This is a genomic window from Synechococcus sp. N5 (genome assembly GCF_900473925.1).
In the GTDB taxonomy this organism is placed as follows: domain Bacteria; phylum Cyanobacteriota; class Cyanobacteriia; order PCC-6307; family Cyanobiaceae; genus Parasynechococcus.
On sequence record NZ_UCNI01000013.1, the window covers coordinates 82,417 to 104,857 of the forward strand.

The following is a 22,441-nucleotide window of genomic DNA, read 5'->3' on the forward strand; positions in this document are numbered from 1 at the left end:
GGTCTTAGAGGTGCCCTCACCAGAGGATGTTGATGCTTGTGGTGATGAGGAGAGGGTTACTCGCCTTCCACCTCAGAAGGGCATCTCGGATGCTCTCTGGAGGTCACGGCATCTACCGAGACATCTCTATAGGGGTAATCGAAGGATCCTTAGTGATGAGTACCAGTAGTCCTTATTCCCTTGAAATAAACCTCAGTTGAATATGACAGCAGGCTACGCATAACTGTTTCTGACTGAAAACTCTTATACATAGTGGTGAAGGTATACGAAATTTAGATTCAAGACTCTTTTGAGTTTGAATCGATTGGATCATGGCTTATGAGCTTTGATTCCGCACTGCTTCCGCTTTAAGTGCGCTTGGGTCCTCTTTGGAGTACTTCTTGATTCAAAAGTGATTGGCTTTAAGGTTGAAAACATATAAATAGATTCAAATGCTTTCTAGAAGTCAAGTGTGCTTGTTGCCTGAGGCTTTACTCTCATAGATCCAGCTGTATCGATGATCAACTGACATCACTATCTTTTCTGTTCAAAAAACTATGTATATCACTAAGACCCCTTCTACTAATGTCTCCTTCAATCGAAGAGAAGTCAATGCTTTTCGTCAGATGGAGGAAGCCTTGATGCGTAAGACCAGACTAACAAGGTCTGGTTGCTACAAGGTGGCAATGGAAGACTTTTATTTCAAGCACTTTCCAAGACGATGAATATCAAGTTAGATAAGAAGAGTGAGGCTCTTCTCAAGGAGATGCTTAGAAAGAACTCTCGTTATGGATCTGTAAATCTCATGCTCAAAGAGGCAGTAGGACTGTTCTATGCTTCAGAGAGGAAGAAAGGATTTCGTTGAGTTATGAGTAGGCATAAAAGAATTCTTCAAGTGTAAATTCAGTCCATGCAGGAATCCTCGACCAACTCATCCATAGATGACTTGGTAAGTCTTTCGAGGTACTGCTCCTCGGTCTCGTCAGTGTCCCAGTCGCCTTCTTCCTTGTTGTACCTGTAGGTAGCGGTCAGGGCATCGATGAACTGCTCTCTGCTGTATTCAGCCTTATCGCTCATCTGAACAGTGCTTCTCGATAAGGGCTTGAGAATTCTGATTCCCTAGGCTGGCACCTATTGTCCAATATTCACACGCTTTCTTATTGTTTCCTAAGTCAAAGTATATTGATCCAATATTGTGAGCAGCAGAGTTTAAAGAAGGATTGATTTCATAGGATTTTTTGAAATCTCTAATAGCACCCTCAAGGTCACCTGATTCTCTTTTTATGACACCACTGTCGTACCAAATTTCAGCTGAGGTTGGATCTAAGGATTGCGCGCGAGTAATTGCTTCCTGAGCTTTCTCACTATCTTTGTTGCCGCTGTATAGGCAAGCTGCCAAACGTAGAAACTCAGCATTAAATTTTGAATACTCTTCTTCGCTCCAATCCCACATGTCGAGGCATTTTTCATAAGCGTTAATGCCTAACTTATACTCACCAAGATTTAGGAAAGAGTTGGCTAAATAATATGATGATTTAGCCAGCATAGCAAGATCGAACGATTCGTTTGAATCATCTCTTTTCTGCATATTTATGGCAATTGCCTGCAATAGATGGGTGGTAGATGCTTCGAATTCGCCTAATGAATTCTCGATTTTGCCTAAATCAAAAAAGTCCTCGACATACGTCTCTTCTAGCTCGATGGTTTTAAGATAAATTTTCCTTGCTTGCTTTAGCTCTCCGAGAGAATAATGAAGCAAACCCTTTAGCCTTATTGATTGTCCATGGCTGTTGTTGATTTCAAGTGCCTTGTTGCAGTTGCTTAAAGCACTTCTAAGGTCTCCAGCTTTCCACTCTGAAAGCGCAGTATTGAAATATTCCCTGTAGCCAATATTTTGCGGCAAGTCGGATTTTATTGGTGAATTTCTTAAAAGGATTGTGCCGCCTTCATTTGTTTGTTCATAAGCTAGCTCTGCAAATTCACATTTGTCTATCCAGACTTCTATGTAATCAACTAACTCGTCTGCTTTGAAAGCGCTCGTTTCGATTACACTTGTTTCTGATAGCAACTCTTCTCTACTCATTGTCGCGACATCCTTCTTGAATTGTTGCAAAGATGTTTCGTCAGGCTTTGTGCCGCCATCCTCATGGCAAAGGTATGCATAGTCATTGATTACAGCCTGTCGGAGTTCCTTGATTCCATATTTGATTTGTGAAGCTTGTCCCCATCTATTCAAGAATTCACGCATCTCTAATGGAGAGTCATTTCCTGCAGCCTCTTCGGATAATTGAGTGTCAGTCATCGAGAAAACCTTCTCCTTGTAGCTAGAAATTGAAAATCCCTTTGCATCTTCAAATATCTGACATTCCCACTCTTTTCTCTGGATAACTGCATCGATAATGTCTCCTCTTTTATATGGACCATTGCCATACTCAATTCCATACTTATTTGTACTTGATAAGAGCTTAAATGCCTTGACCTCGAAGGCATCAGAATCTTCTGCTGACGTTACAAGATCTACATTAGTGGATGCAATAGTCCAAATCATTGCTTCTCGCACAACATAAATCTCATCCACCATTTTCTTGCTTTCGATAGAGGATTGAATCTCTAAAAACTTGTCGTAGTTCTCACCCTTGTCGCGTTCTTCACGTGTGCCACCATCGATTAGGTTGAGTAACTTGTTGCAGTAAAGACTGCATCCATAGACAATGTATTGCTCAAGCTCATTCGCTCGGTCGAACTGCTTTTGAATATCTTCCTCTCTAAGTCTCTTCCGCAGTCTTGTGTCAGTTTCATCGAAGATAGGATGCAGGAAATACTTTCCAAACGCATCCTTGTCTTCAAGGCTTTGACCATGCATATTTACCGCCATGCATGCAGTAGTTAGATTTCTAAGTCGAAATAGCATGTATTCATCTTTGTATTTGCTTGCAACCTCAAGCTGTGTGAAGTATTCGATGCCAAGCTGATCTTTAAGTTTTTGAAACTCTTGAAGAACTTTATTGTCGTCGAGTATTTCAATGTATCTTTCATAGGCTTGAATATAGGCAGCATTGCGGGCAAGTAGAGCCTGGGAAATTCTCCATTCTTCTAAGTTGTCTGCAGGATTAAGTAATGAAATCTCGGGCTTTGCCCGACTTATTGATTCCAGCATATTGATGGCGTCTTCGTAGCCTAGTTCTGCTGCCTTCCTTATATCCTTTTCGTACTCTTCATCATTGCTATTGCTTCGAAACTTAGCGTAGCCTCTTGCATAATATCCTTTGCCTTTTGATGGGTCGATTTCTATTGCAGCTGTGCAGTCCATGATTGCTTCATCGTACTTATTAAGCATTAATCGTGAACCTCCACGCATTACATATGCTGAATAAAGATTTGGGTTGTCCTTTAGATTTGATCCTGCCGCGAGTCCTTTATTGATATAGTGAATTGCCTTTTTGAAATCATCTGAGCTGTAGCTTTTTGCTGCCTTTTTGCAGTAATATTCAAGTCCAGTGGCGTCTTGTCGTCGATATACCTTGACAATCTTCTCTCCTGAAAAATATAGAAGCAAAAGGAAGATGCCCTTGGTAAGCCAGCCCTCACCGCTCACGACTAATTTGCCTAAATAGGCTGTTAAGGCAAAATTTCCATAATCTTGCCATCGGAATCTTTTTAAGAAAGCCCAGTACTGTTGCGCCGAGTTTCTCGTTATTAGGTTCATCTCACTCACCTGCCTGGATTTCTCTGACAACGCTATCAATAGCATCGCTTAGCTTTGCTTCCCCGCTTTGCCCAGCGAGTTCTGAGAAGCGTCTGCCCTGAGGTATCAACCTGCTCTGTGCTGACCCAACCGCCTCGTTGTAGCTCTTGTTGAGTCGAGCCAGGTTGCTGCCGACTGCATTGAACTTGTCGATGAAGGTCAGGAACCGCTTGTGCAGCTCAACAGCGTTGTTTTGAATCTCCTCGATGTTGGTGGCGATCTCAGCCTGCTGAATGGACATCGCCAGACCCTTCAGGATCGCCAGCAGGCTTGTTGGGAAGGTCAGGATGATGTTCTTGCTGAAGGCGTACTCCAAGAGGTCTGGATCGCGTTCCAGTGCCATCGAAAGGGCACCTTCCACTGGAATGAACAGCACCACTCCATCCACAACCTGACCCAGGGAGCTGAGTTTGCTGGCGTAATCCTTCTTGCTCAGCAGGTCGACATGGCTACGCACCTTCCTCAGGTGCTCCTTCAGAGCTGCCTCGCGTTGTGTCTCATCGCTTGCCTGCAGAGCATCCAGGTAGCTCTCAATCGGTGCCTTGGAGTCAACGATCAGTCGTCTGGACCCAGGGATGGTGATGACGCAGTCGGGTCTGTAGGCGCCGTCTTCTGTCCCAACGTGCACCTGCTCGTCAAAGTCGCAGTAGCTGATCAGCCCCACAAACTCCAGGATCCTTCGGAGGTTGACCTCTCCCCATCTCCCTTTGACGTTTGGAGACCTCAGCGCTGAGGTGAGCTGTTGGGCTGCTCCCTGGACGTCTTCGCTGCGCTGACGCAGGTCCATGGTGGTTTGAGCAAGCACCCCAAGCTTTTCGACTGATTCCTTCTGCAGCACTTGCATCTGCTGGCGAAGCTGCTCCATCTGCTTCGAGAAGGGCTCGCTGACGGTCTCTTTGGTGCTCTTGAGCAGGGCTTCCCTGGACCCATCCAGCATCTGCCCGCTGAGGGAGCGGAACTGGGTGAGCAGATCGGCTCTTGCTTCCTCCAGGAACTTTGTCTGACTCTCCTGAGACCTCAGCTTTTCCGCTGCTTCTGCTGCCTGCTTGCTGAGACGCTCTTTCTCTGCCCTGATCTCCTCAAGAGAAGTGTTGGTACTTGCCTGGGCAGTCCTTAGTGCGTCTCTCTCTTGGATCGCACCCTCGAGTTGCGTTCGACTGATGGCAGCAGCCTCGCGAGCTTCCTGTAGCTGTTTCTGCTGGCTCTTGAGCTCCTCGTTTTGAGCCTCTAACTGCCTGCTGAACTGCTCTAGCCCTGCATCCGCCTTGCTGAGACGGTCTTCCAAAAGGCGTTCACTGCTGCCGTTGGGTGCGGAGGAGCCTCTGGTGCGCCTTGCGAAGAGGAATCCAACGATGATCCCCGTCAGCACTCCAGTGATGAAAAGGAGGGTTTGAGCCATTCCCAATCAGCTCCAGTAGGTACGTTCAAGGCTTCAAGCCATTTTGATTTTGCCCTTCACCTGGCTCTAAGCGCCTCTCCACAGCGTCCCCGCAGTGGATTCTTTAACGGATGAGTTCGCTCGGAGATGCTGTGTGATGCCCAGCTCATCATGCCCTGGAGGGGATTTATCTCACATATGAGGGGTTGAGAGAGTTGGGGGAGCACTTCCAAGATGGATGTCAGATCAAACAATCAAATAGATAGGAAGGTGATGCCCCGTCGGATGGTCGATAATGTGGATATTGAGCGAGAGCCCTCAACCCAGTGCACGAATCTAATCAGCCTTCAATGCTAATCAAGAATAAATTTGCAAGAGCTATTCTCTTCACTGTTTCTGGCTTGATGATTGGTTACGCGAACTTTTCAGTTAAAGATGAAGCAAAAGCATGGACAATGATGGCTACGGGGGCTGCGTTGCTTATGCCTCTTCTTGTCCAAGATGTTAATCAAAAATCTGGATAGAGGGTTGTTATCTAGTCTTTGCAAAATCACCTGGCTTGTTTGGGGATGGCTGGAGCGCATTTATTGTTATTATTTTGATGAGAATATTTCAACGAAGCTGTCCTGTCAAAGCGGTGTTTTTGCTTGAATAGGTAGGTGGTAGAGCAATTTTGACTCTCGCTGCAAGTCCAGATAGCAAAACTTCCTACATTGCCCTAAGATGCCAGTACTAACTTCTGGGATCCAGCATCCTGGTCTTTACAAGTAATCAGAGGTTTCATGATGAGAAAAAGATCAGTCGGCATGCTGTTGCTGTCATCTGTCTGCTCCTATCTATCGATAATTTGGCTTTTAGCCTATTTTTTTAAGAAGGAGATATTGCTTGCTCCTGCGCTTTTAGCGTTGGCATGCTTGCTTATTATTTTATTAGTTTCATTTACTATCAAAGAGGACTAATGTCAGTCTCTTGATGTGTTCTAGGCGGCGCTTATCGGCTCTATGGGAGTTAATATCGTATGGGGGCTGCTGCCTCTGCTGCCCGTCAATGATTTGCATTGATGGTGAGAGTCGAGTCTTCTTCACGTTGCTTTTCTAAGGATTTGCAGGCAAGGGCTTGAGCATTGTTGGCGGCAAAGCGGTGAGGGTGTTGAAAACATGAAAATAATGAATAAATTTTAGACCTATTGTTTTTCAGTCATATATTGCTTGAAGCTGAGACTTGCACTTGTATTCAATGATTGACTATTTGCCTTGGTGGCTAGACCCACGGCTCCCTATGGGGCGCTCGAATTACTTCTGGTCATGCATGGGCGTCGGAATTGCCATTGCGATTCCATACATCTTTATTGTGATTGCTTGCTACTCGTTATTCGGGCAAGATCTCCCCGACGATCCGAATGAATATTTGGGGTTGTTTTATATCATCGCCCTTGTCCCTTCTCTTTTGTTGCAGCTTAGGCGTGCAAAGGCTGCAGGGCTTCCACTGAATGTTTTTTGGACTGTGCAGGGCGTTATTTTTGTTATGTCTTTTGGGGGGCTTGGTGATCACATCATCACAAATCTGTTTGCTTTTCTTCTGGGTGCTTACCTCTTGTTTGCGCCCAATAAAATAGATCCAGTATCTCAAAATCCAAATTCTCAATCTTCTTGAGTCTTGTTTCGAGCGCTCAGTCGCTTGATAAATCTCCTCGACTTAAAAAAGCTACGTTCTCAGGAATTGCTGTTTATGTCACCAACTGCTCTATTCTGGATTTCTGGGCTTGTCGCGCTCTTCCCGCTGACGGCTCCTATGGTGCCCCTCGTGAATCTGATTGGTGGCAGTATTTCTGTGTTGGCTTCAATAGGGGTTCTGATTTTTGATTCAGTAATCCCTTCATCCTATGTGTGGGTTGCAATTCTTATTTTCTTTGTTAGCTGTTTGCCTTTTGTGAGGATTGTTGGAAGATCTATCTCAGTAATGCTTATTGGGAGAGATCCTGGCGGGCGTGATGTCAATCTTGGGGATGCGCTGATTGGCTCGATAGTCACTATCTGGTACAACTATGGATGGCTTGATTTCGCATCCAATAATGATGGTACCTGGTTGATATATCTCAATTGGTTTCTTGGCTGGATTGGCTTATGGAGCTTTTTGGGTCTTGTTGTCTTGTCAAAGCTAATGAGAGGTCGTGAGTGATCGACCTGGTCTACCTGTAAGCAGTGAAAGTACTCCTACTAGTTGCAGGTGCTCTTGCGCCTATCGCGATTCCTCAGGACTCAGTGCTGCCTGTCTATGGGTGTGGCACGGGGTGCCGAGTCGAGACGGAACAGTTGTCTCTCCCTGAGCGGATGGATGACGGTTGGATCCGCCTCAAGGTTCGACGCAGGACCTGGATCAACAGATGCGACTGGGAAACGAAGGAATGTATTGATGAACCAGCGTCAGGTCGTGCAGGTCCCCCTGTTGCCGATGTCTGGTTGTTCGCTGACTGCAAGGGAGAGCAGTTCGCCAGCAGTTCGAGTGCTAATAGGTCAGATGCCTGGACCCAGGACGTTTATTGGCGCGAAGGCAATGCAGCGGGAGAACCAAAGTTCCAGACCGTTGCTGGTAACCCGTTTATGCAGTGGGCAAAGTTATGCCCCGCGGAGGGGATCGAGGGCATCAAGTTCATCGACGGATTTTGGAGCGGTTCCGCCAGGAACTCCAAAACCTGAGGCGGGATTCGACCCTCTGATCAGCTCTTTCTTCCCGTTGAACTCCCTTGTTCGAGCGTTCACGCATTCTCGCGCTTCCTGGAAAGCCAGCTCTTAAGCCCAAAATCTTTTCTCAACCCCTCTCTGTCGTCCCCGTACTCGATATTGACCATCAACTTTGCGTTGGATCCGTCTCGAGATCCCCAGCTCAGAGGTGGACCAGCACCCGCGACTGTGGGATCACGAGATCCAGCTCTCCCTGCGGCAGGTCATAGAGCTCCTGTAATTCCAGTTCCCGGCTGAGCAGATGGCTGCGAAACCATTTGCGATTTTGTTCCTGGGGCGGGATGTCTTGGCTCAAGGGGCATCACTGCGTGGATGTGTCATTCTCCGGCTATGCAGGTACTGAGCTGGGCCCAATTCGATCAGGCGGTGCAGCAGTTGGCTTCACGCTTTGCCGGTTCTGCGGTGACCGGCGTTTATGGGGTCCCCCGTGGGGGCCTGTGCCTTGCCGTAGCGCTCAGCCATGCCATCGATCGCCCCTTGCTCTCAGCACCTGAGCCATCAGCCCTGATTGTGGATGATGTCTATGAAACCGGACGCACCTTGCAGGCGTTGAAAGGTCAGGTGCCGCAGGCATCCTTTGCTGTTTGGGTCAGCAAGGTGCGTCCTGATTGGTGGGTGGCAGCCGAGGTTGCCGCGTCGTCGGAATGGCTGGTGTTTCCTTGGGAGAACCTTGAACAGGCCCGTGCCGATGAGCAGGCTTACCGCGCCTCCCGGGGCCTGTGATGAACAACAGCGCGCGCACGATTTATTTGGCGTCTCCTTATGGCTTCTCGGAGCAATGGAAGCGGCTGTTGTTGCCGGAGTTCATCGAGGCATTGGAAGCCCTGGGATTGGAGGTCTGGGAGCCCTTTGCTCGCAATGGTCAGGTGAATCTGGCGGAACAGGGATGGGCCTATCGCGTCGCGCAGCGGGATCTGCAGGATGTGCGTGATGCCGATGCGCTGTTCGCCATCGTGAATGGAACGCCTCCCGATGAGGGGGTCATGGTGGAGCTTGGTGCCGCCATTGCCCTGGGTAAACCCACCTTCCTGTTTCGGGATGATTTCCGCAGGTGCACCGATTCCGAGCAATATCCGCTCAACCTGATGGTGTTTGCCGGTCTCCCTGAGCGGGAGTGGCAGAAGTACGTCTACAGCGATGTGTCTGACATCACTGATCCCGACAAAGCCCTGGCCTGTTGGGCCCGATCCTGATGTTCGGTTGAATCGTGGTCTTTTGATGCTGTGCGCTCTTGGATGAGCGCTTCAGGGCTGTGATGGTGTTGATCAGTTGATGTTTGCTTGCCTCAGTTCAAAGGGAGCAGGAAGAAGTTGTTCGAGTTGCCTTGTGCCCACACCATCGATGCTCACCTTGGCCTTGCTTGGCAGCAATTCCTGCATCACCTGACGGCAGGCGCCGCATGGCATCCGGGACCCTGGGGCTGCATCGCTCTGGGCATCGATGCAGCTCACGGCCAGTTCAATCGGTTGTTTGCCTTGGCTGATCGCCGTGAAAAGGGCGACCCGCTCTGCGCAGATGCTCAGGCCATAACTGGCATTTTCCACATTGCAGCCGTCGATCACACTGCCGTCATCACACCGCACTGCGGCCCCCACGTGGAAGTTCGAGTAGGGGCAATGGGCACGTTCGGCGGCCCGACGCGCTCGCGCCAGTAAACACTCAGCGTTGTTCTCGGCAGGAGCCATGGGCCGTTTCCAAAAGGCTGCTCAGGGTTTTCGTCCCAGCTGCTTGGGTCAGCCGGGACTGTTGGCTGAGTTCGAATCCCTTTTGATCATCAATGACAAGATCTCCGCTCACAGCGACACGACTCTCCTTGGCAGGACCGCTGGAGGCGCCGGAGTCATTGAATGTGAGCGCTCCTAAAGGGGCTTCGTAGGACCAGTGATAGGTCATGCGAGAGCCCGCGATCTGTTCAACACCGGAACTGCTGAAGCGCTCCACCAGGGGGGTGAGTCTGCTGTCTATCACTGTCCGAGGTTTAATCGCAGGCTTCTCACCCCGCTCAACCCGAAACTGCTGCTGCTTGAGTTGTCGGATGCCTGCAATCGGATGGCCAGACCACCGGGCCTCCACGGTCTGAATGGTGCAGACCAGTGGAGGTGGAGGTGGTGCTGAGGCCAGCACGGACTGATCAGGCCACAGCCGCGAAGCTTTCGCGGAAGGCGTTAATCGTCGCTTCGATGTCGGCGTCGGAGTGAGCCAGGGACGTGAAACCGGCTTCGAAGGCTGACGGTGCGAGGTAGATGCCCCGCTCGAGCATGGCGCGATGCAGTTTGCCGAAGCGTTCCGAATCCGTGCTCTTGGCTTCTTCGAAGTTGCGCACGGGTCCCTCGCAGAGGAAGAAGCCGAACATGGCGCTGACGCTGGCAGCTGTGATCGGCATGCCAGCGGATTGGGCGGCGTCCTTGATGCCCGCCACAAGCTTCTGGGTTGTGGCCGTCAGCTTCTCGTAAGTGCCGGGCTGCTTGAGCAGTTCCAGGGTCTTGATGCCGGCGGTCATCGCCAGGGGGTTTCCACTGAGGGTTCCGGCCTGATACATGGGTCCAGCCGGGGCCACCATTCCCATGATGTCGGCACGGCCGCCATAGGCGCCCACAGGAAGGCCGCCACCGATCACCTTGCCCATGGTCGTGAGATCTGGGGTGACGCCGAAATGTGCCTGGGCACCGCCGTAGCTGATCCGGAAGCCGGTCATCACCTCGTCAAACACCAGCAGAGCGCCGTGCTCTTTGGTGAGTTCCCGCAAACCTTCAAGGAAGCCGGGTTCGGGTTGAATGAAGCCGGCGTTGCCGACGATCGGCTCGAGGATCACGCCTGCGATGGCGTCGGGGTTCTCGGCGAACAGGGCCTTAACGGCTTCGAGGTCGTTGTAAGGCGCCGTGAGGGTGTTGGCCGTGGTGCTGCGCGGGACACCAGGGGAGTCGGGCAGGCCGAGTGTGGCCACACCGGAACCGGCTTTCACTAGGAACATGTCCGCATGGCCGTGGTAGCAGCCCTCGAACTTGATCACCTTGTCGCGGCCGGTGTAGGCACGGATCAGGCGCAACACAGCCATGCAGGCCTCGGTGCCGCTGTTGACGAAGCGCACCATCTCAACGCTGGGTACAGCGTCGATCACCATTTCGGCCAGGGTGTTTTCCAGGGCACAAGGTGCTCCGAAGCTGGTGCCCTTCTCGATCGCTTCCTGCAGTGCTGCGATCACCTCGGGGTGGGCGTGGCCGCAGATGGCCGGTCCCCAGCTGCCGATGTAGTCGATGTACTTATTGCCATCCACGTCCCAGGCATAGGGACCCTTCACCCGATCGAACACGATCGGCTGACCGCCAACCGACTTGAACGCCCGCACAGGGGAGCTGACACCTCCGGGCATCAGGGCCTGTGCTGCGCCGAAGATGGCCTGGGAGTGGCTGGTGTTCAACGCGGGAGCTGTCACTGGAACCGACGCCAAAGGGCTGATGCAAACCGTGCAACATCCTGACTCAGGAACGACCGGTTCCGTTTGCTGTGTTTCTTAATTGCCCACTTCCCACGCATTTTGATGCGTAGTCTTTGATCAGATCGAGATCGATGTGGCCCACGACTGGTCAGTGCTGGAGCGGTATCTGCGCCGATGTCTGCCCCCTCGGGCCATCGTGGCGAAGCGTCAGGAACTGCTTAGTTACGACTGTGACGGACTGACGCTTGAGCGCCACTGTCCGCCCCTGGCGGTGCTGCCGGAGACCACCGAGCAGGTTGCTGCGGTGTTGCAGTGCTGCCATCAACACGGTGTGCCGTTTGTGGCTCGTGGAAGCGGCACCGGCCTCTCGGGGGGAGCGTTGGTGGATCAGCAGGCGCTTCTGGTGGTGACAAGTCGCATGCGTCGGGTGCTCGACCTTGATCTGGCCAATCAGCGGGTCACGGTGCAGCCCGGGGTCGTCAACAGCTGGGTGACGCGCGCCGTTGCAGGAGACGGGTTCTATTACGCCCCGGATCCCTCCAGCCAGGTGGTTTGCAGCATCGGCGGCAATGTGGCGGAAAATTCGGGCGGGGTCCACTGCCTCAAATATGGCGTGACCAGCAATCACGTTCTAGGGCTTGAGGTGGTCCTGCCCGACGGAACCATCACGCAGTTGGGCAACGGGCTGGCCGAATCCTCCGAACTGGACCTACGTGGTGCGTTCATCGGCAGCGAAGGAACGCTGGGCATCGCGACGGCCATCACCCTTCGCCTGCTTCGGGCTCCGGAGTGCGTGAACGTGCTGTTGGCGGATTTCGCCACGATGGAAGCGGCAGGGGAAGCGGTGCGATCTGTCACCGCGAGCGGCCTCCTGCCTGCAGGGATGGAAATCATGGACAACGTCACCATCAACGCCGTCAATGATTTCTTCGGCTACGACGAGTACCCCCGTGATGCAGCGGCCGTTCTGCTGATTGAGCTTGATGGGCAGGAGGCTGAGGTTCAGGCCTCTTCTGAGCGGGCCGAGGCCCTTTGTCGCGCGGCAGGAGCCCGTGGGCTGCGTCGGGCCCAAGACCCCACGGAATGCGCGGTGCTCTGGAAAGGCCGCAAATCTGCGTTTTCAGCGGTGGGAAAAATCACGCCGACCTATTACGTGCAAGACGGTGTCGTTCCCCGCAGCAGCCTTCCGTCGGTGCTTGCGGCGATTGAACGGCTCAGCCAGGAGCACGGCCTGCCGGTGGCCAATGTTTTCCATGCCGGCGATGGCAACCTTCATCCACTGATCCTGTATTCACTGGACCAGCCCAATGTGGAGCGGAGCGTGAAGGAGCTCGGTGCCGCAATCCTGCGGGTGTGTCTTGATGCCGGTGGCAGCATCAGCGGAGAGCACGGCGTCGGCGCCGACAAGCGCTGCTACCTCGACTGGATGTTCAGCTCGGACGACCTGGAAACGATGGGGCTGTTGCGGTCTGCCTTTGATCCAGACAACCGTGCCAATCCCGGCAAGGTGCTGCCCACGCCGCGCACCTGCGGTGAATCGGCCAAACGGATGGTGACGCTCCCCGCCGGCGTCGAGGTCTACTGAACAGGATCAGAAGAACGGTTCATCCCCGTCGTCGTCGGTTGGAGGCCAGTCCAGGTCGACGCTGACAGGGGCATGGTCGCTGGGTTGTTGGTTACCGCGCATGCCTTTGTGGATGATGCAGCTGCGGGCGAGTCCCAGCAGCTCGTCGCATAGATAGATGTGGTCGATGCGCCAACCGCGGTCCCGATCCCAGGCACCGCTCCGGTAATCCCACCAGCTCCAGTGACCGGAATCCGGTTCGAACACGCGGAACACGTCCTGAAGCCGTTCACCGAGGGCATCACGAAGGGCCTGGCGTTCGGCATCGCTCGCCATGATTCCGCCGGTTTGGCGGTCGGGGTCAGGAAGATCGCGTGCTTCGAGGCCGATGTTGAAGTCGCCGACCATGCAGAGCGGCTCGCCGCGTTGCTCTTGAGCAACGAGATAACGCTTCAGGCAGCCGAGCCAGGCCAATTTATAGGGGTATTTCTCCGACTTCAGGCTTGATCCATTCGGGACATAAAGGTTGAGCACGCGAACGCCATTCAGCAGTGCGCTGATCACGCGCTTCTGTGCGCCGAGCTCGTTCGCTTCCGCATCATCCGGGAGCTCCCCAACAAAGCCGCAGCGCACATCCTCTAGGGGCTCGCGGCTGATCAGGGCGACGCCGTTGTAGGCCTTCTGGCCATGGATGTGCACGTGCCAACCAGCAGATTTGAAGGCTTCCAGCGGGAACAGGGGGTCATCCACCTTGGTTTCCTGCAGACAGAGCAGATCCGGTTGCTCGCTCTCCAGCCAGCTGAGCACCTGATCCAATCGCGTGCGGACCGAGTTCACGTTCCAGGTGGCGATCTGCACGGCTGATCCAGTGGCGTCAAAGACCCTTAGCATCAGCCAACTTCGGATTCCGCTGATGTCTCGCCGTCTTGCGGCTGTCGCTCAGTCTGTGCTGTCTTCCCTGGTGGTGACGACGGTTCCGATGGGTGCAGGGGCCCAGGTTGAAGCTCCTTTTCAGAACCGCGAGGAACGCGAGATCTACGGCGATACCAATGGCAGCGGCTCAATTCTGGATGCCGCCAATCCCATGGATTTGTTGAACCAGATCCGACGGGCGACGGCCATGGACGACGCCACGCCACCCTCCGATGCCATTGATGCGGCCCTCAAGGCCTATCAGAACCCTCCAGCGACGCCTTAGCGCTGGAGGGTTCTGATCCGGTGCTGCGGGCTGCGCTCAATCCCAGTTGTGCTGCCACAACATCAATCAAGGGATGGAGCCTCCCATTGGCATCCCGCCGTTCTCCGGCCTGTTTGAGCAGGGTTTGAACCGCCTCTGAATTGCCTTGCTCTTGCCGCAATAGGGCCAAGGCCAGCAGGGGCCTTGCATCTGTCTTGTTCTCTGTGGCCAGCTGGCTGTACAACCCCATCGCGGTCTGATCAGATCCGCTTTGTCGCAGCAGATCAGCCAAAAGCAAACCTATCTCCAAACGCTGGCCAGGTTCCAGGCCCTTGAACCGGGCCGTGAGCTCTGCTGTCACCTGATGCTGACGTCCCTGCTCTTGGTCCAGGAGCACCAGCAGTTGCAGAACCTGCAGATCATTCGGATGCAGCCGCAGCAGATGTTGGAGGCTGCGCCGGGCGGCCTCGGGCTGGCCATTGCGACGTTGCAGATCGGCTTTGAACAGGGTGAGTTCGCGCGGCGTCGAGCGGCCAGACAGCCACGGTTGCAGCACCACTTCGGCCTCTTGCAGGCGCTCCAGTGTCACCAAGCGTTCCAGCAGCAGGCCCCGTTCTGCTTCGCTGAGTTCCTCCTGGTCCTGAAGCTGCTGCATCAGCAGCTCAACCTGCAGATCTTCAGCCTGGCGAGTGCTGCGCGCTCGCGTTTCCGGGGCCATGGATGCCGCGGCGACCCAACCGACCAGTGCAGCCCCCACGATGGATGCCAGCAGCAACAGAATTCGGCGCGGGCTGGGCATCCGATCTCGAATCAGCCACTTCAGTCTGAGGAGATTGCAGTGGGCTGGCTACAGTCTTTACAAGGGCTTTTGACTCCGCCCGGTTCAGCATCAATGCGCGCCCATCCGATTCCCCCGGTCACAGAGCCGTTGCAGTACCGGGCCATCGGTCTTGTGCGCGGCACTTACGCCCCAACCGACCCCGAGCAACTCACCCGTGGCACCTTGACCGATGCCCAGGGGGTCCCCCTGGAAACTGTCGTGCTCGGTCGTGTGCTCACCCTGATGCGGCGGCATCTGCCCCTTGATCAACCCCACCTCTGGGTCGTGTATCCCAGAAGCCGTGAAAGTGATCATCTGCATCTGCAGATAGCTGGGGTCTGGGAACCCAGCACCCTGGCTCCAGACCAAGCCGATGCCTCCGACACCCTGCCGGAAGGGGACGACTTCTTCTCCGTTCGAGGCGAGTTGATCTTCACCAAGCCTGAAACTGGCGAAATGGTGGTGAAAGTGCGGCAGCAGTCCCGTGCCGACGGCCACCGTCCGCTTCCTTTCAAGCTCCAGATCAAGGGAGAGCTTCCGCTCGAAAACCTGCGTCACTTCGTCAGCCTTGACCTGCGCCGCCAGGGCCAGGAACTGCACCTCGAAAATCACGACGTGATTGCTCCCATGCCGACGCGTGGCGGCAAATCCAAGGGAGGTCGTGGCCGTGCCACCTCCCGCGCTCGCAGCTGATGGCCGAGGGGGGGCAGGGCTCCACGGGGGCACTTCGGGCCGGCATTGCCGTTGCCGGCATCACTGCCTTCGGCGCTTTTGGTCCTGCCCTGGGTCTGTCTGCTGCCTGGATCGTTGTGGCGGTTGGGGGTGCCCTGGTCACCCTCAGCGTTGATGCCGCTACCTGGGAAGGCATGGGTGGACACATCCTTGCCGAAGCTTTGCCCGGTGGGCAGGAGCGTCTGCGTCGGATTGCGGTGCATGAGGCGGGCCATGTTCTGATCGCGGAAGCGGAGCAACTTCCGGTTCAGCAGGTGCTGGTGGGAACCCTGGCCTGTGTGCGTGCAGGACTGCGCAGCAGCGGCGCCACGGAGTTCGCCGTGCCGGACAGCGTCCGCATGCCGCTTGAGGATCTACGTCGTTGGAGCCGGGTGCTTCAGGCCGGCATCGCCGCTGAGACCGTCGTTTTCGGCAAGGCCCGTGGTGGGGCCGATGACCGCGCTTTGCTGGGCCGGCTTTGGGGACTGTCGGGCCATGACGTGGCCACCGCCCAGCGGGAGCAGCGCCGCGCCCGGAGGGAGATTGAGCAGCAGTTGCGTCAGCAGCGGGAGGTGCTTGATCAGCAGGCCGTTGTTCTGTTGGAGGCGGCTCCGCGTCTAGGGCGATGAGCGCGCTTTGGATTGATGCACCAACAGGGTTGGCAGGGGACATGCTCCTGGCCGCACTGTTGGATCTGGGTGTGGACCAGGCCGTGGTGGAGTCGCCTCTGGCGGCCCTCGGTTTGACGGGGCGCTATCGCCTCACCCAGCAGGAGGCGCGCAGTGCTGGTCTCCGAGGTATCCGCGTTGATGTGGAGGGTCTTGAGGATCAGCCGCCCCATCGCCATTGGTCGGGAATCCGTGATCAGATCAATGCAGCTGCTCTAGCGCCATCGCTGAAGCAACGGGTGCTCGCCGTGTTCACCCGTCTGGCGGAAGCCGAAGCCACCGTGCATGGAACTCCGGTGGAGGCCGTTCACTTCCATGAGGTTGGAGCCATCGATGCCCTCGTGGATGTGGTGGGTGTCTGTGCGGCGATTGACGACCTCAATCCAGCCAGGATCGTCTGTTCTCCGTTGCCTGCGGGGAGTGGAACGGTGGCCACCGCCCATGGCCTATTGCCCGTGCCCGTGCCCGCCGTGCTTGAACTGGCACGACGTCACCGCATTCCTCTGCTTCAGGGCGGAGATCTGCCCACAGGAGAGTTGGTGACGCCCACGGGCCTCGCCCTGGTGTCGGTTCTGGCGGATCAGTTTGTCGCTCCTGAACGTTTGGTGGCTGACAAGGTTGGTGTTGGCCTCGGCCACCGCCAACTGGATCGCCCCAACCTGGTGCGCCTTGTGCTGCACACCCCAGCCGTTACTGCGGAGGAAGATCCCCGTTGGGAGTCGTTGGTGGTGCAGGAAGCCTGGATCGATGACGCCACTCCAGAGGAGATTGCGGTGTTGATGAATCGCTTGCGTGATGCGGGAGCGATTGATGTTGCGGTGCAGCCGTTGCTGATGAAAAAGGGCCGCAGTGGTCAGTTGCTCACGGCGCTGGTGCGGGATGGGGATGCCGACCAGCTCCGCAGCCTCTGGCTCAGTGCTGGCAGCAGCATCGGCCTGCGGGAGCGGCGCCAGGGACGCTGGGTGTTGCCGAGGCGGCAGGGTGTGCTCGAAACCCCCTGGGGTCCCGTCGCTGCCAAACAGGTGCGTCGCCCCGATGGCCGTTGCACCGTCAAAGCCGAGGCGGATGCCCTTGAGGCTCTTCAGGCCAGCACTGGGTGTTCCTTTGATGAGCTGCGGGCTGCTGTTGCAGTAGCGCCGTTCGTCAGCACGGACGATTGGGCCTAGTGGGCAAGGTTCTCCGGCAACCCAAGCTCTGGATCACGCTGGCCAGCCTGATCTTCATCGCTGTGGCTTTGGCCCAGCAGGCGGGCCAACTTCGCCAGCTGAGCTTGGTGGCCAACAGTTGGTGGTGGCTGGTGCTGGGGCTGGGCCTCACCTGGCTCAGCATCCTGATCAATGGTTTGGCCTGGCGCGACCTTCTGATCTGGTTGAGACATCCTCCCCAGGGGGTTGCGGTGGTGCCGCTGTTTGTGCGGAGCAACCTTCTCAAGTACCTGCCGGGAGGGATCTGGCATCTGGTGGAGCGGGTCCGCGTGCTGCGTCCGGCGATTGGCGGCGGCCCTGCCCTGGCTGGGGTGATCCTTGATCCACTCCTGATCGTGGCGGCGTCCGTTCTTGTTGTGGTTGCTGGTGGATGGCAGCAGGGCCTTGCCCTGCTGGCTCCGTGGCCTGCGCTGTTGATCATGTCCCGCTGGCGCGAGCCCCTTCTGCGTCGACTGGAGCGTTCCAAGGCAGCGCAATTGCAGTCGGTTGGAAGTGGGCCCCTGGAAAGTGAGGGAAGCGGCCGCGGCGGCTATCCCTGGCGGCCCCTCAGCCTTCAGCTGCTGTTTGTGTTCTGCCGCTTTGCCGGGTTCTGGTGCAGCGTGCAGGCCTTCGGCATTCAAAGTCCGGCACCGTTCACCTGGCTTGCGGCCTTTGGTCTGGCCTATGCCGTTGGGCTGGTGGTGCCTGGTGCCCCCGGGGGGCTCGGGGTGTTTGAGGCCACCCTGCTGCTGCGTTTGGGTGCTGCCGTACCAGAGGCGCAGTTGCTCGCGGTGGTTCTCAGCTACCGACTTCTCTCCACCTTGGCCGATGTTGTTGCCAGCGGGGCCCTGGTGGCCGATCGGATGCTGGGCCAACGTTTGAAACGCCACCGCTGACCCCCGTGCTGTTGTGTTGCTGAGTCGTCGCCGGATGCTGCAGTTGGTGCTTGGCACCGGTCTTACGGCAGCGGCCCTGCCCTTGAGCGCCGCCAGGGGAGTTGTTCAACGGGTTGGGCTGATCAGCGATCTCAACAGCAGCTATGGCTCCACCCGCTACATCCCTGCCGTGGATCAGGGACTTGATCAGCTCATTGGCCTGCAGCCGGATCTGGTGGTGTGTGCTGGCGACATGGTGGCGGGTCAGATGCGAGGCCTCACTGTTCAGCAGCTGGATGCGATGTGGCGGGGCTTTGAGACGTCGGTTCTGCAGCGGCTTCAGGCGGCGAAGATTCCACTGCTGCCAGCGATCGGGAACCATGACGGTTCACCGGGGTTTCCCGCGGATCGTGCCGCTGTGGGTCGGTTCTGGAACCCGATCCGTTCACGGATGGGATTGGCGTTTGTGGATGCCTCGCAGTTCCCGTTTCGCTACTCGGTGCTGCAGGACGGGATCTTCTGGCTGGTCTGGGATGCCAGCTCAGCCCGTGTTCCTGAGGATCAGCTGATCTGGGCACAACGGCAGTTGGCCAGCATCGAGGCACAAAAGGCTCGTGCTCGGTTTGTGGTGGGTCATCTCCCCCTGGCTGGGGTTGGTCTGGGCAAGGATCGCCCCGGTGAGGTTTTGGAACGGGGAGGTGCACTTCAGGCCTTGATGGATACCGCCGGCGTGCAGGCCTACATCAGTGGTCATCACCACACCTGGTTCTCCAGTCGTCGTGGCCAGCTTGATCTGATCCAGCTCGGCGCCTTGGGCAGTGGCCCCCGGCGCCTGTTGCGTGGTGAAGCGCCAGCACAGCAGACCTTCACCTTGTTGGAGATCGATGGGGGCAGGGGCATCCTGCGGGAGACCACCTACGCCGTGTCCACGGGACGGCCGATCTCCTGGTCCACACTCCCGCTCCGTCTCAATACCCGTGCTGGCTTGCTCCAGCGCAACGCATCAGAGCGGTTGCTGCGGGGATGACGAGCCTTCTCGTCTGGAGGCGTGATCCAGGGTTGGCACCAAGGCCATGGCGGCGACCAGCCCCAGAACGAGGATCATCAGGGCCGGCAACATCGCTTCGGCCAGCCGTTCATCGCCGGCGTACTGGAACACGCGCACCGAGAGCGTGTCGAAGTCAAAAGGCCGCAGGGCAAAGGTGAGGGGAAGCTCTTTCACCGTGTCCACGAACACCAACAGCAGTCCGACGGTGATCGGTCCGCGCAAGAGAGGCAGATGCACCCGTTGGAGCACGCGCTGAGACGGTGATCCCATCCCCGTCGCCGCCTCATCGAGGCTCGGGCTGATCCGTTCCAGGGCTGCATCCAGGCCTCCTTTCGCCACCGCCAGAAATCGATCGCTGTAGCCCCACAGCAGCAGAAGCAAGGGGGCGACCTGCCAGGGGGCGCCCGTGAGCAAAAGGGCCAGAGCCAGGACTGTGCCGGGGATGGCGTAGCCCGTTCCGGCCAGGAAGGTGAGGCTTTTCAGCCATGGGGCGTTGGACCAGCGTTTGGCGATGGCCAGCACCAGCGCTGCCGTTACCGCCAAAACAGCAGCGACCAGAGCCAGCAAAAGACTGCGGCCGCTCAGGCTGATCAGATCGTCGTTCCAGCTGGTTTGGAGCTGGTCCAAGTTGCTGGCGGCCCACAGCAGTGGGGTGCCCAGGCTCACGATCGGAGGGATCACGGCGAGCAGTTGCGCCACCCCAGCGCGGAATCCATGCAGGTGCCACGCGGTTGCATCCCCGCCGGCCACGCCATCGCTCCAGCGCCGACTGCGCCTGCGCAGGCTGCGTTCACACACCACCAATGTCAACACGATAACCAGCGTGATCAAGGCCAAGCTGATGGCGCCTGCGGGATCGCCGTTGGACTGCCAGGTTTCCAGGATGCCCGCGGAGAGACTCGGGATGCCGAGAAGCTGCACGGCACCCAGCTCATTGACCACTTCCATGCCCATGAGAGCGACGCCGGCTCCGATCGCGGGCAGTGCAATGGGCAAGGCCACACGCCGGAAGGCTGACCAGGGACCAACCCCCAGGCTCCGGCATGCCTCCAGCTGACGCTGACCGCTGACGGAGAAACTTTCCGTGCTCAGCAGGAACACATAGGGGTAGGTCGTCAGGGCCATCACAGCAATGCCCCACCCCATGCCGTGAATGGTCCAGCTGTGGCGACTGCCCAGATCAACGAGGATCGCCGAGAGGAGATAGGCCGGCGTTGCCAGGGGAATCAGCTGGGCGATGCGCAGCCATGCCCGACCGGGAAAACGGCAGTTGCACAGCAGCCAACCGTTCGCAGTGCCAAGCAAGGTGCCAAGCGTTGCTGTTCCGAGCAGCAGCTGGATGGTGCCAACGATCTGGCGCATGCCATCGGGGCCAAGATCGCTGAAGCCGCTGTGCAAAGACGTCAGGGCCTCCCTCACCAGCGTCAACACCGGCCAGATCGCAACCAGGCCCGTGATGGAGGCGATCAGGATCAGGGCCAGCCGGGTTGGGCTTGGAACAACACTCCGGTTGGGCAGCAACTTCACTTCAGCGATGGGCCGGACACCGTTGTCGCGACGTGGTGTTGCGACATTGCCATGGAACGAGTCTGGCGATGAACGATGGGGATCTGATCGAGGGCGTGCAAACCGCACACCGGCTTCGATCATTTGTCACACTCATAAGCTCGGTCGGTTCCCAAGCTTCATCTGATCTGTGGAACAGCTGCTCCCGATGGAGCCAACGGTTGCTTTAAACGGGGTCTGGCACAGCTACGGCGACCCCTCTGACGGCTGGACCCTGAAGGGGGTGGATCTTCAGGTGGCGCCAGGGGAGCTGCTCGGCCTGCTGGGCCCCTCCGGCTGTGGCAAGACCACCCTGCTCCGCTTGATTGCCGGCTTCGAACGCCCCCGGGGCGGCACGGTGCAGCTGGATCAGCGCATGGTGGCTGGAGATGGGATCTGGATGGAACCGGAACGTCGGGGCGTTGGCATGGTGTTCCAGGATTACGCCCTCTTCCCTCACCTGAACGCTTGGCAGAACGCCAGTTTCGGTTTGCCCCGGCGGAATCCCAACCGTGAGCGCGTGGCCTGGTTGTTTGCACTGCTGGGGCTGAAGGGGCTCGAGCAGCGCTACCCGCACCAGCTCTCCGGTGGTCAGCGGCAGCGGCTGGCGTTGGCACGCGCTCTGGCCCCAGCGCCCAGGGTGGTTCTGCTTGATGAGCCTTTTTCAAGCCTGGATGTGGAGGTGAGGCTCCGCCTGCGCAGTGAGCTCTCCTCCGTACTGGACGCCTGCGGTGCGAGCGGCGTGATCGTCACCCATGACCCCGGAGAAGCTCTGGCGATCTGCGATCGCGTTGCCGTCATGCGGGACGGCGTGCTGCATCAATGTGCATCGCCCCCCGAGATCGTGAGGTCACCGGCGACGCCTTTTGTTGGATCCTTTGTGCTTCAACGCAATTTGATTCCAGTGCAGGACCATGGCCAAGGCCAGTTGTCTTGTCTACTGGGAGATCTGGATGCATCGGCCCCATGGGTCCAGGCGGACCGCGAAGCCTCCGGTGACTGTTGTGTGCTTGTGGATCCGCACGACATCACTGTCGTCGCCGATGCCGAAGGAGAGGCCAGCGTCCTGGGCCGTGAATTTCTGGGGGATGCATGGGAGTACCGAATCCGTGTCGCGGATGTGCTGGTGCGGGCCCACTGTCCGATCGAACAGGAGCATCCTCCCCACACCCGTTGTCGCCTCAGCTTCAGGGATGGGGCCAGAGTCACGCTGCTTCCGCTTGGCCAGGCGCTGACATAAAAAATCCCCCGCCGCAGCGGAGGATTGGGAAAAAAGAATTGATGGTTTCAGCGTTGGTGGTGACGCACCGGGATGGGAACAAGTACTGGCTGGCGTAAGCCACCACCGCCGTTGTCATCATCGGAATCAGCCAGAAGCAACAGCAGCAGGCTGGCGAGAACAAAAACCGTTCCAAGCAGCAGTGGTTCGACCATTGAGGTTTCTCCCATGGCACGCACAATAAGCACCATTCCTGGGTTCTGCTGAATCAGCTGAAACCTTTTCCTGCATCCGGTGCCACACAGGCTTGTAGTTGTTCCCGCAGGGTGGTGTGGTCGATGTCGCGGCCGA

24 protein-coding genes are annotated in these 22,441 nt (G+C 56.7%); 13 read left to right on the forward strand and 11 right to left on the reverse strand.

All coding sequences use genetic code 11. The features are described 5' to 3' along the window. Nucleotides 1-882 precede the first annotated feature (882 nt). Genes DXY03_RS12385 through rmuC form a run of 3 tightly spaced genes read right to left on the reverse strand, consistent with a single transcriptional unit; the run spans nt 883 to nt 5,123 of the window. Nucleotides 883-1,056 (reverse strand): hypothetical protein, encoded by a 174-nt coding sequence (locus DXY03_RS12385; protein ID WP_170952048.1) that lies wholly within the window; start codon nt 1,054-1,056, stop codon nt 883-885. After that, entirely contained in the window at nt 1,046-3,685 is a 2,640-nt protein-coding gene (locus DXY03_RS10745) for a tetratricopeptide repeat protein (RefSeq protein ID WP_244272444.1), read from the reverse strand. Before DXY03_RS10745 ends, DXY03_RS12385 begins: the two co-directional genes overlap by 11 nt. A 1-nt stretch (nt 3,686) precedes the next feature. Continuing rightward, nucleotides 3,687-5,123 carry a DNA recombination protein RmuC gene (gene rmuC / locus DXY03_RS10750; protein WP_115010401.1) on the reverse strand — a complete coding sequence of 479 codons (1,437 nt, stop codon included), beginning with the start codon at nt 5,121-5,123 and terminating at the stop codon, nt 3,687-3,689. Between the two features lie 1,287 nt (nt 5,124-6,410). Here rmuC and DXY03_RS11940 point away from each other — a divergent pair. The 3 genes from DXY03_RS11940 (at nt 6,411) to DXY03_RS10760 (ending at nt 7,798) form a co-directional block, all read left to right on the forward strand. Continuing rightward, the gene (locus tag DXY03_RS11940; protein WP_136987681.1) at nt 6,411-6,755 is read left to right on the forward strand and encodes a hypothetical protein; all 345 of its coding nucleotides are present in this window, start codon (nt 6,411-6,413) and stop codon (nt 6,753-6,755) included. 3 nt (nt 6,756-6,758) lie between these two features. Beyond that, a complete protein-coding gene (locus DXY03_RS11945) occupies nt 6,759-7,280 on the forward strand; it encodes a hypothetical protein (RefSeq protein ID WP_136987682.1) in 522 nt (173 codons plus the stop codon). 152 nt (nt 7,281-7,432) lie between these two features. Then, on the forward strand, nt 7,433-7,798 hold the full coding sequence (locus DXY03_RS10760) for a hypothetical protein (RefSeq protein WP_244272432.1): 366 nt from the start codon (nt 7,433-7,435) through the stop codon (nt 7,796-7,798). Nucleotides 7,799-7,985: 187 nt separating this feature from the next. Here DXY03_RS10760 and DXY03_RS12390 read toward each other — a convergent pair whose 3' ends face one another. Beyond that, entirely contained in the window at nt 7,986-8,138 is a 153-nt protein-coding gene (locus DXY03_RS12390; protein ID WP_170952043.1) for a hypothetical protein, read from the reverse strand. A gap of 35 nt (nt 8,139-8,173) precedes the next feature. Between DXY03_RS12390 and DXY03_RS10765 the strand changes: the two genes are divergently transcribed. Further along, entirely contained in the window at nt 8,174-8,566 is a 393-nt protein-coding gene (locus DXY03_RS10765) for a phosphoribosyltransferase (protein ID WP_115010404.1), read from the forward strand. Continuing rightward, a complete protein-coding gene (locus DXY03_RS10770) occupies nt 8,566-9,036 on the forward strand; it encodes a nucleoside 2-deoxyribosyltransferase (RefSeq protein WP_115010405.1) in 471 nt (156 codons plus the stop codon). The genes DXY03_RS10765 and DXY03_RS10770 overlap by 1 nt, the downstream gene beginning before the upstream one ends. Nucleotides 9,037-9,108: 72 nt before the next feature. On the opposite strand, the gene DXY03_RS10775 is transcribed toward DXY03_RS10770, so the two are convergent. The 3 genes from DXY03_RS10775 to hemL form a co-directional block, all read right to left on the reverse strand. Beyond that, the gene (locus tag DXY03_RS10775; RefSeq protein ID WP_115010406.1) at nt 9,109-9,528 is read right to left on the reverse strand and encodes a cytidine deaminase; all 420 of its coding nucleotides are present in this window, start codon (nt 9,526-9,528) and stop codon (nt 9,109-9,111) included. Beyond that, entirely contained in the window at nt 9,503-9,811 is a 309-nt protein-coding gene (locus DXY03_RS12510) for a hypothetical protein (protein WP_244272434.1), read from the reverse strand. The genes DXY03_RS10775 and DXY03_RS12510 overlap by 26 nt, the downstream gene beginning before the upstream one ends. Nucleotides 9,812-9,974: 163 nt before the next feature. Continuing rightward, the gene (hemL, locus tag DXY03_RS10785) at nt 9,975-11,276 is read right to left on the reverse strand and encodes a glutamate-1-semialdehyde 2,1-aminomutase (protein ID WP_071823045.1); all 1,302 of its coding nucleotides are present in this window, start codon (nt 11,274-11,276) and stop codon (nt 9,975-9,977) included. Between the two features lie 136 nt (nt 11,277-11,412). Here hemL and DXY03_RS10790 point away from each other — a divergent pair, with 136 nt between their 5' ends. After that, nucleotides 11,413-12,864 carry an FAD-linked oxidase C-terminal domain-containing protein gene (locus DXY03_RS10790; RefSeq protein ID WP_115010407.1) on the forward strand — a complete coding sequence of 484 codons (1,452 nt, stop codon included), beginning with the start codon at nt 11,413-11,415 and terminating at the stop codon, nt 12,862-12,864. Nucleotides 12,865-12,870: 6 nt separating this feature from the next. On the opposite strand, the gene xth is transcribed toward DXY03_RS10790, so the two are convergent. Beyond that, a complete protein-coding gene (gene xth, locus DXY03_RS10795; protein WP_170952052.1) occupies nt 12,871-13,701 on the reverse strand; it encodes an exodeoxyribonuclease III in 831 nt (276 codons plus the stop codon). 55 nt (nt 13,702-13,756) lie between these two features. Between xth and DXY03_RS10800 the strand changes: the two genes are divergently transcribed. Beyond that, nucleotides 13,757-14,041 (forward strand): hypothetical protein, encoded by a 285-nt coding sequence (locus DXY03_RS10800; RefSeq protein WP_244272436.1) that lies wholly within the window; start codon nt 13,757-13,759, stop codon nt 14,039-14,041. Here the strand turns inward: DXY03_RS10800 and DXY03_RS10805 are convergent. Beyond that, nucleotides 14,007-14,819, reverse strand: coding sequence for a hypothetical protein (locus tag DXY03_RS10805; protein ID WP_244272438.1), 813 nt, complete (start codon nt 14,817-14,819; stop codon nt 14,007-14,009). The two genes, DXY03_RS10800 and DXY03_RS10805, sit on opposite strands and share 35 nt — an antisense overlap. A gap of 93 nt (nt 14,820-14,912) precedes the next feature. Here DXY03_RS10805 and DXY03_RS10810 point away from each other — a divergent pair, with 93 nt between their 5' ends. The 5 genes from DXY03_RS10810 to DXY03_RS10830 are packed head-to-tail and all read left to right on the forward strand — an operon-like array spanning nt 14,913 to nt 19,305. Further along, nucleotides 14,913-15,533: a hypothetical protein gene (locus DXY03_RS10810; protein ID WP_115010409.1), complete on the forward strand. Its 621-nt coding sequence runs from the start codon at nt 14,913-14,915 to the stop codon at nt 15,531-15,533. Further along, nucleotides 15,533-16,180, forward strand: coding sequence for a hypothetical protein (locus DXY03_RS10815; RefSeq protein WP_115010410.1), 648 nt, complete (start codon nt 15,533-15,535; stop codon nt 16,178-16,180). Before DXY03_RS10810 ends, DXY03_RS10815 begins: the two co-directional genes overlap by 1 nt. Continuing rightward, on the forward strand, nt 16,177-17,385 hold the full coding sequence (larC, locus tag DXY03_RS10820; protein ID WP_115010411.1) for a nickel pincer cofactor biosynthesis protein LarC: 1,209 nt from the start codon (nt 16,177-16,179) through the stop codon (nt 17,383-17,385). The genes DXY03_RS10815 and larC overlap by 4 nt, the downstream gene beginning before the upstream one ends. Continuing rightward, nucleotides 17,385-18,299: a lysylphosphatidylglycerol synthase domain-containing protein gene (locus DXY03_RS10825; RefSeq protein ID WP_115010412.1), complete on the forward strand. Its 915-nt coding sequence runs from the start codon at nt 17,385-17,387 to the stop codon at nt 18,297-18,299. Before larC ends, DXY03_RS10825 begins: the two co-directional genes overlap by 1 nt. Before the next feature lie 34 nt (nt 18,300-18,333). Next, nucleotides 18,334-19,305 (forward strand): metallophosphoesterase, encoded by a 972-nt coding sequence (locus DXY03_RS10830; RefSeq protein WP_115010430.1) that lies wholly within the window; start codon nt 18,334-18,336, stop codon nt 19,303-19,305. Here the strand turns inward: DXY03_RS10830 and DXY03_RS10835 are convergent. Further along, complete coding sequence (locus tag DXY03_RS10835) at nt 19,282-20,976, reverse strand: iron ABC transporter permease (protein WP_244272442.1); 1,695 nt, start codon at nt 20,974-20,976, stop codon at nt 19,282-19,284. The genes DXY03_RS10830 and DXY03_RS10835 overlap by 24 nt on opposite strands. Before the next feature lie 64 nt (nt 20,977-21,040). Here DXY03_RS10835 and DXY03_RS10840 point away from each other — a divergent pair, with 64 nt between their 5' ends. Continuing rightward, a complete protein-coding gene (locus DXY03_RS10840) occupies nt 21,041-22,111 on the forward strand; it encodes an ABC transporter ATP-binding protein (protein ID WP_115010432.1) in 1,071 nt (356 codons plus the stop codon). 47 nt (nt 22,112-22,158) lie between these two features. Here DXY03_RS10840 and DXY03_RS10845 read toward each other — a convergent pair whose 3' ends face one another. Beyond that, nucleotides 22,159-22,341 carry a hypothetical protein gene (locus DXY03_RS10845; protein ID WP_115010413.1) on the reverse strand — a complete coding sequence of 61 codons (183 nt, stop codon included), beginning with the start codon at nt 22,339-22,341 and terminating at the stop codon, nt 22,159-22,161. Nucleotides 22,342-22,441 lie beyond the last annotated feature (100 nt).

Excerpts from the sequence above, each read along its gene's own strand:
- DXY03_RS10775 (WP_115010406.1), bottom strand. The coding sequence starts at position 9,528 with ATGGCTCCTGCCGAGAACAACGCTGAGTGTTTACTGGCGCGAGCGCGT.
- DXY03_RS12385 (WP_170952048.1), bottom strand. The coding sequence starts at position 1,056 with ATGAGCGATAAGGCTGAATACAGCAGAGAGCAGTTCATCGATGCCCTG.
- rmuC (WP_115010401.1), bottom strand. The coding sequence starts at position 5,123 with ATGGCTCAAACCCTCCTTTTCATCACTGGAGTGCTGACGGGGATCATC.
- DXY03_RS10840 (WP_115010432.1), top strand. The coding sequence starts at position 21,041 with ATGGAGCCAACGGTTGCTTTAAACGGGGTCTGGCACAGCTACGGCGAC.
- DXY03_RS10810 (WP_115010409.1), top strand. The coding sequence starts at position 14,913 with ATGCGCGCCCATCCGATTCCCCCGGTCACAGAGCCGTTGCAGTACCGG.
- DXY03_RS10845 (WP_115010413.1), bottom strand. The coding sequence starts at position 22,341 with ATGGTGCTTATTGTGCGTGCCATGGGAGAAACCTCAATGGTCGAACCA.
- DXY03_RS10760 (WP_244272432.1), top strand. The coding sequence starts at position 7,433 with ATGGATGACGGTTGGATCCGCCTCAAGGTTCGACGCAGGACCTGGATC.
- DXY03_RS10835 (WP_244272442.1), bottom strand. The coding sequence starts at position 20,976 with ATGATCGAAGCCGGTGTGCGGTTTGCACGCCCTCGATCAGATCCCCAT.
- DXY03_RS10745 (WP_244272444.1), bottom strand. The coding sequence starts at position 3,685 with ATGAACCTAATAACGAGAAACTCGGCGCAACAGTACTGGGCTTTCTTA.
- DXY03_RS10830 (WP_115010430.1), top strand. The coding sequence starts at position 18,334 with ATGCTGCAGTTGGTGCTTGGCACCGGTCTTACGGCAGCGGCCCTGCCC.
- DXY03_RS10770 (WP_115010405.1), top strand. The coding sequence starts at position 8,566 with ATGAACAACAGCGCGCGCACGATTTATTTGGCGTCTCCTTATGGCTTC.
- larC (WP_115010411.1), top strand. The coding sequence starts at position 16,177 with ATGAGCGCGCTTTGGATTGATGCACCAACAGGGTTGGCAGGGGACATG.
- DXY03_RS11940 (WP_136987681.1), top strand. The coding sequence starts at position 6,411 with ATGGGCGTCGGAATTGCCATTGCGATTCCATACATCTTTATTGTGATT.
- DXY03_RS10765 (WP_115010404.1), top strand. The coding sequence starts at position 8,174 with ATGCAGGTACTGAGCTGGGCCCAATTCGATCAGGCGGTGCAGCAGTTG.
- DXY03_RS10815 (WP_115010410.1), top strand. The coding sequence starts at position 15,533 with ATGGCCGAGGGGGGGCAGGGCTCCACGGGGGCACTTCGGGCCGGCATT.
- DXY03_RS10800 (WP_244272436.1), top strand. The coding sequence starts at position 13,757 with ATGTCTCGCCGTCTTGCGGCTGTCGCTCAGTCTGTGCTGTCTTCCCTG.
- DXY03_RS10805 (WP_244272438.1), bottom strand. The coding sequence starts at position 14,819 with ATGCCCAGCCCGCGCCGAATTCTGTTGCTGCTGGCATCCATCGTGGGG.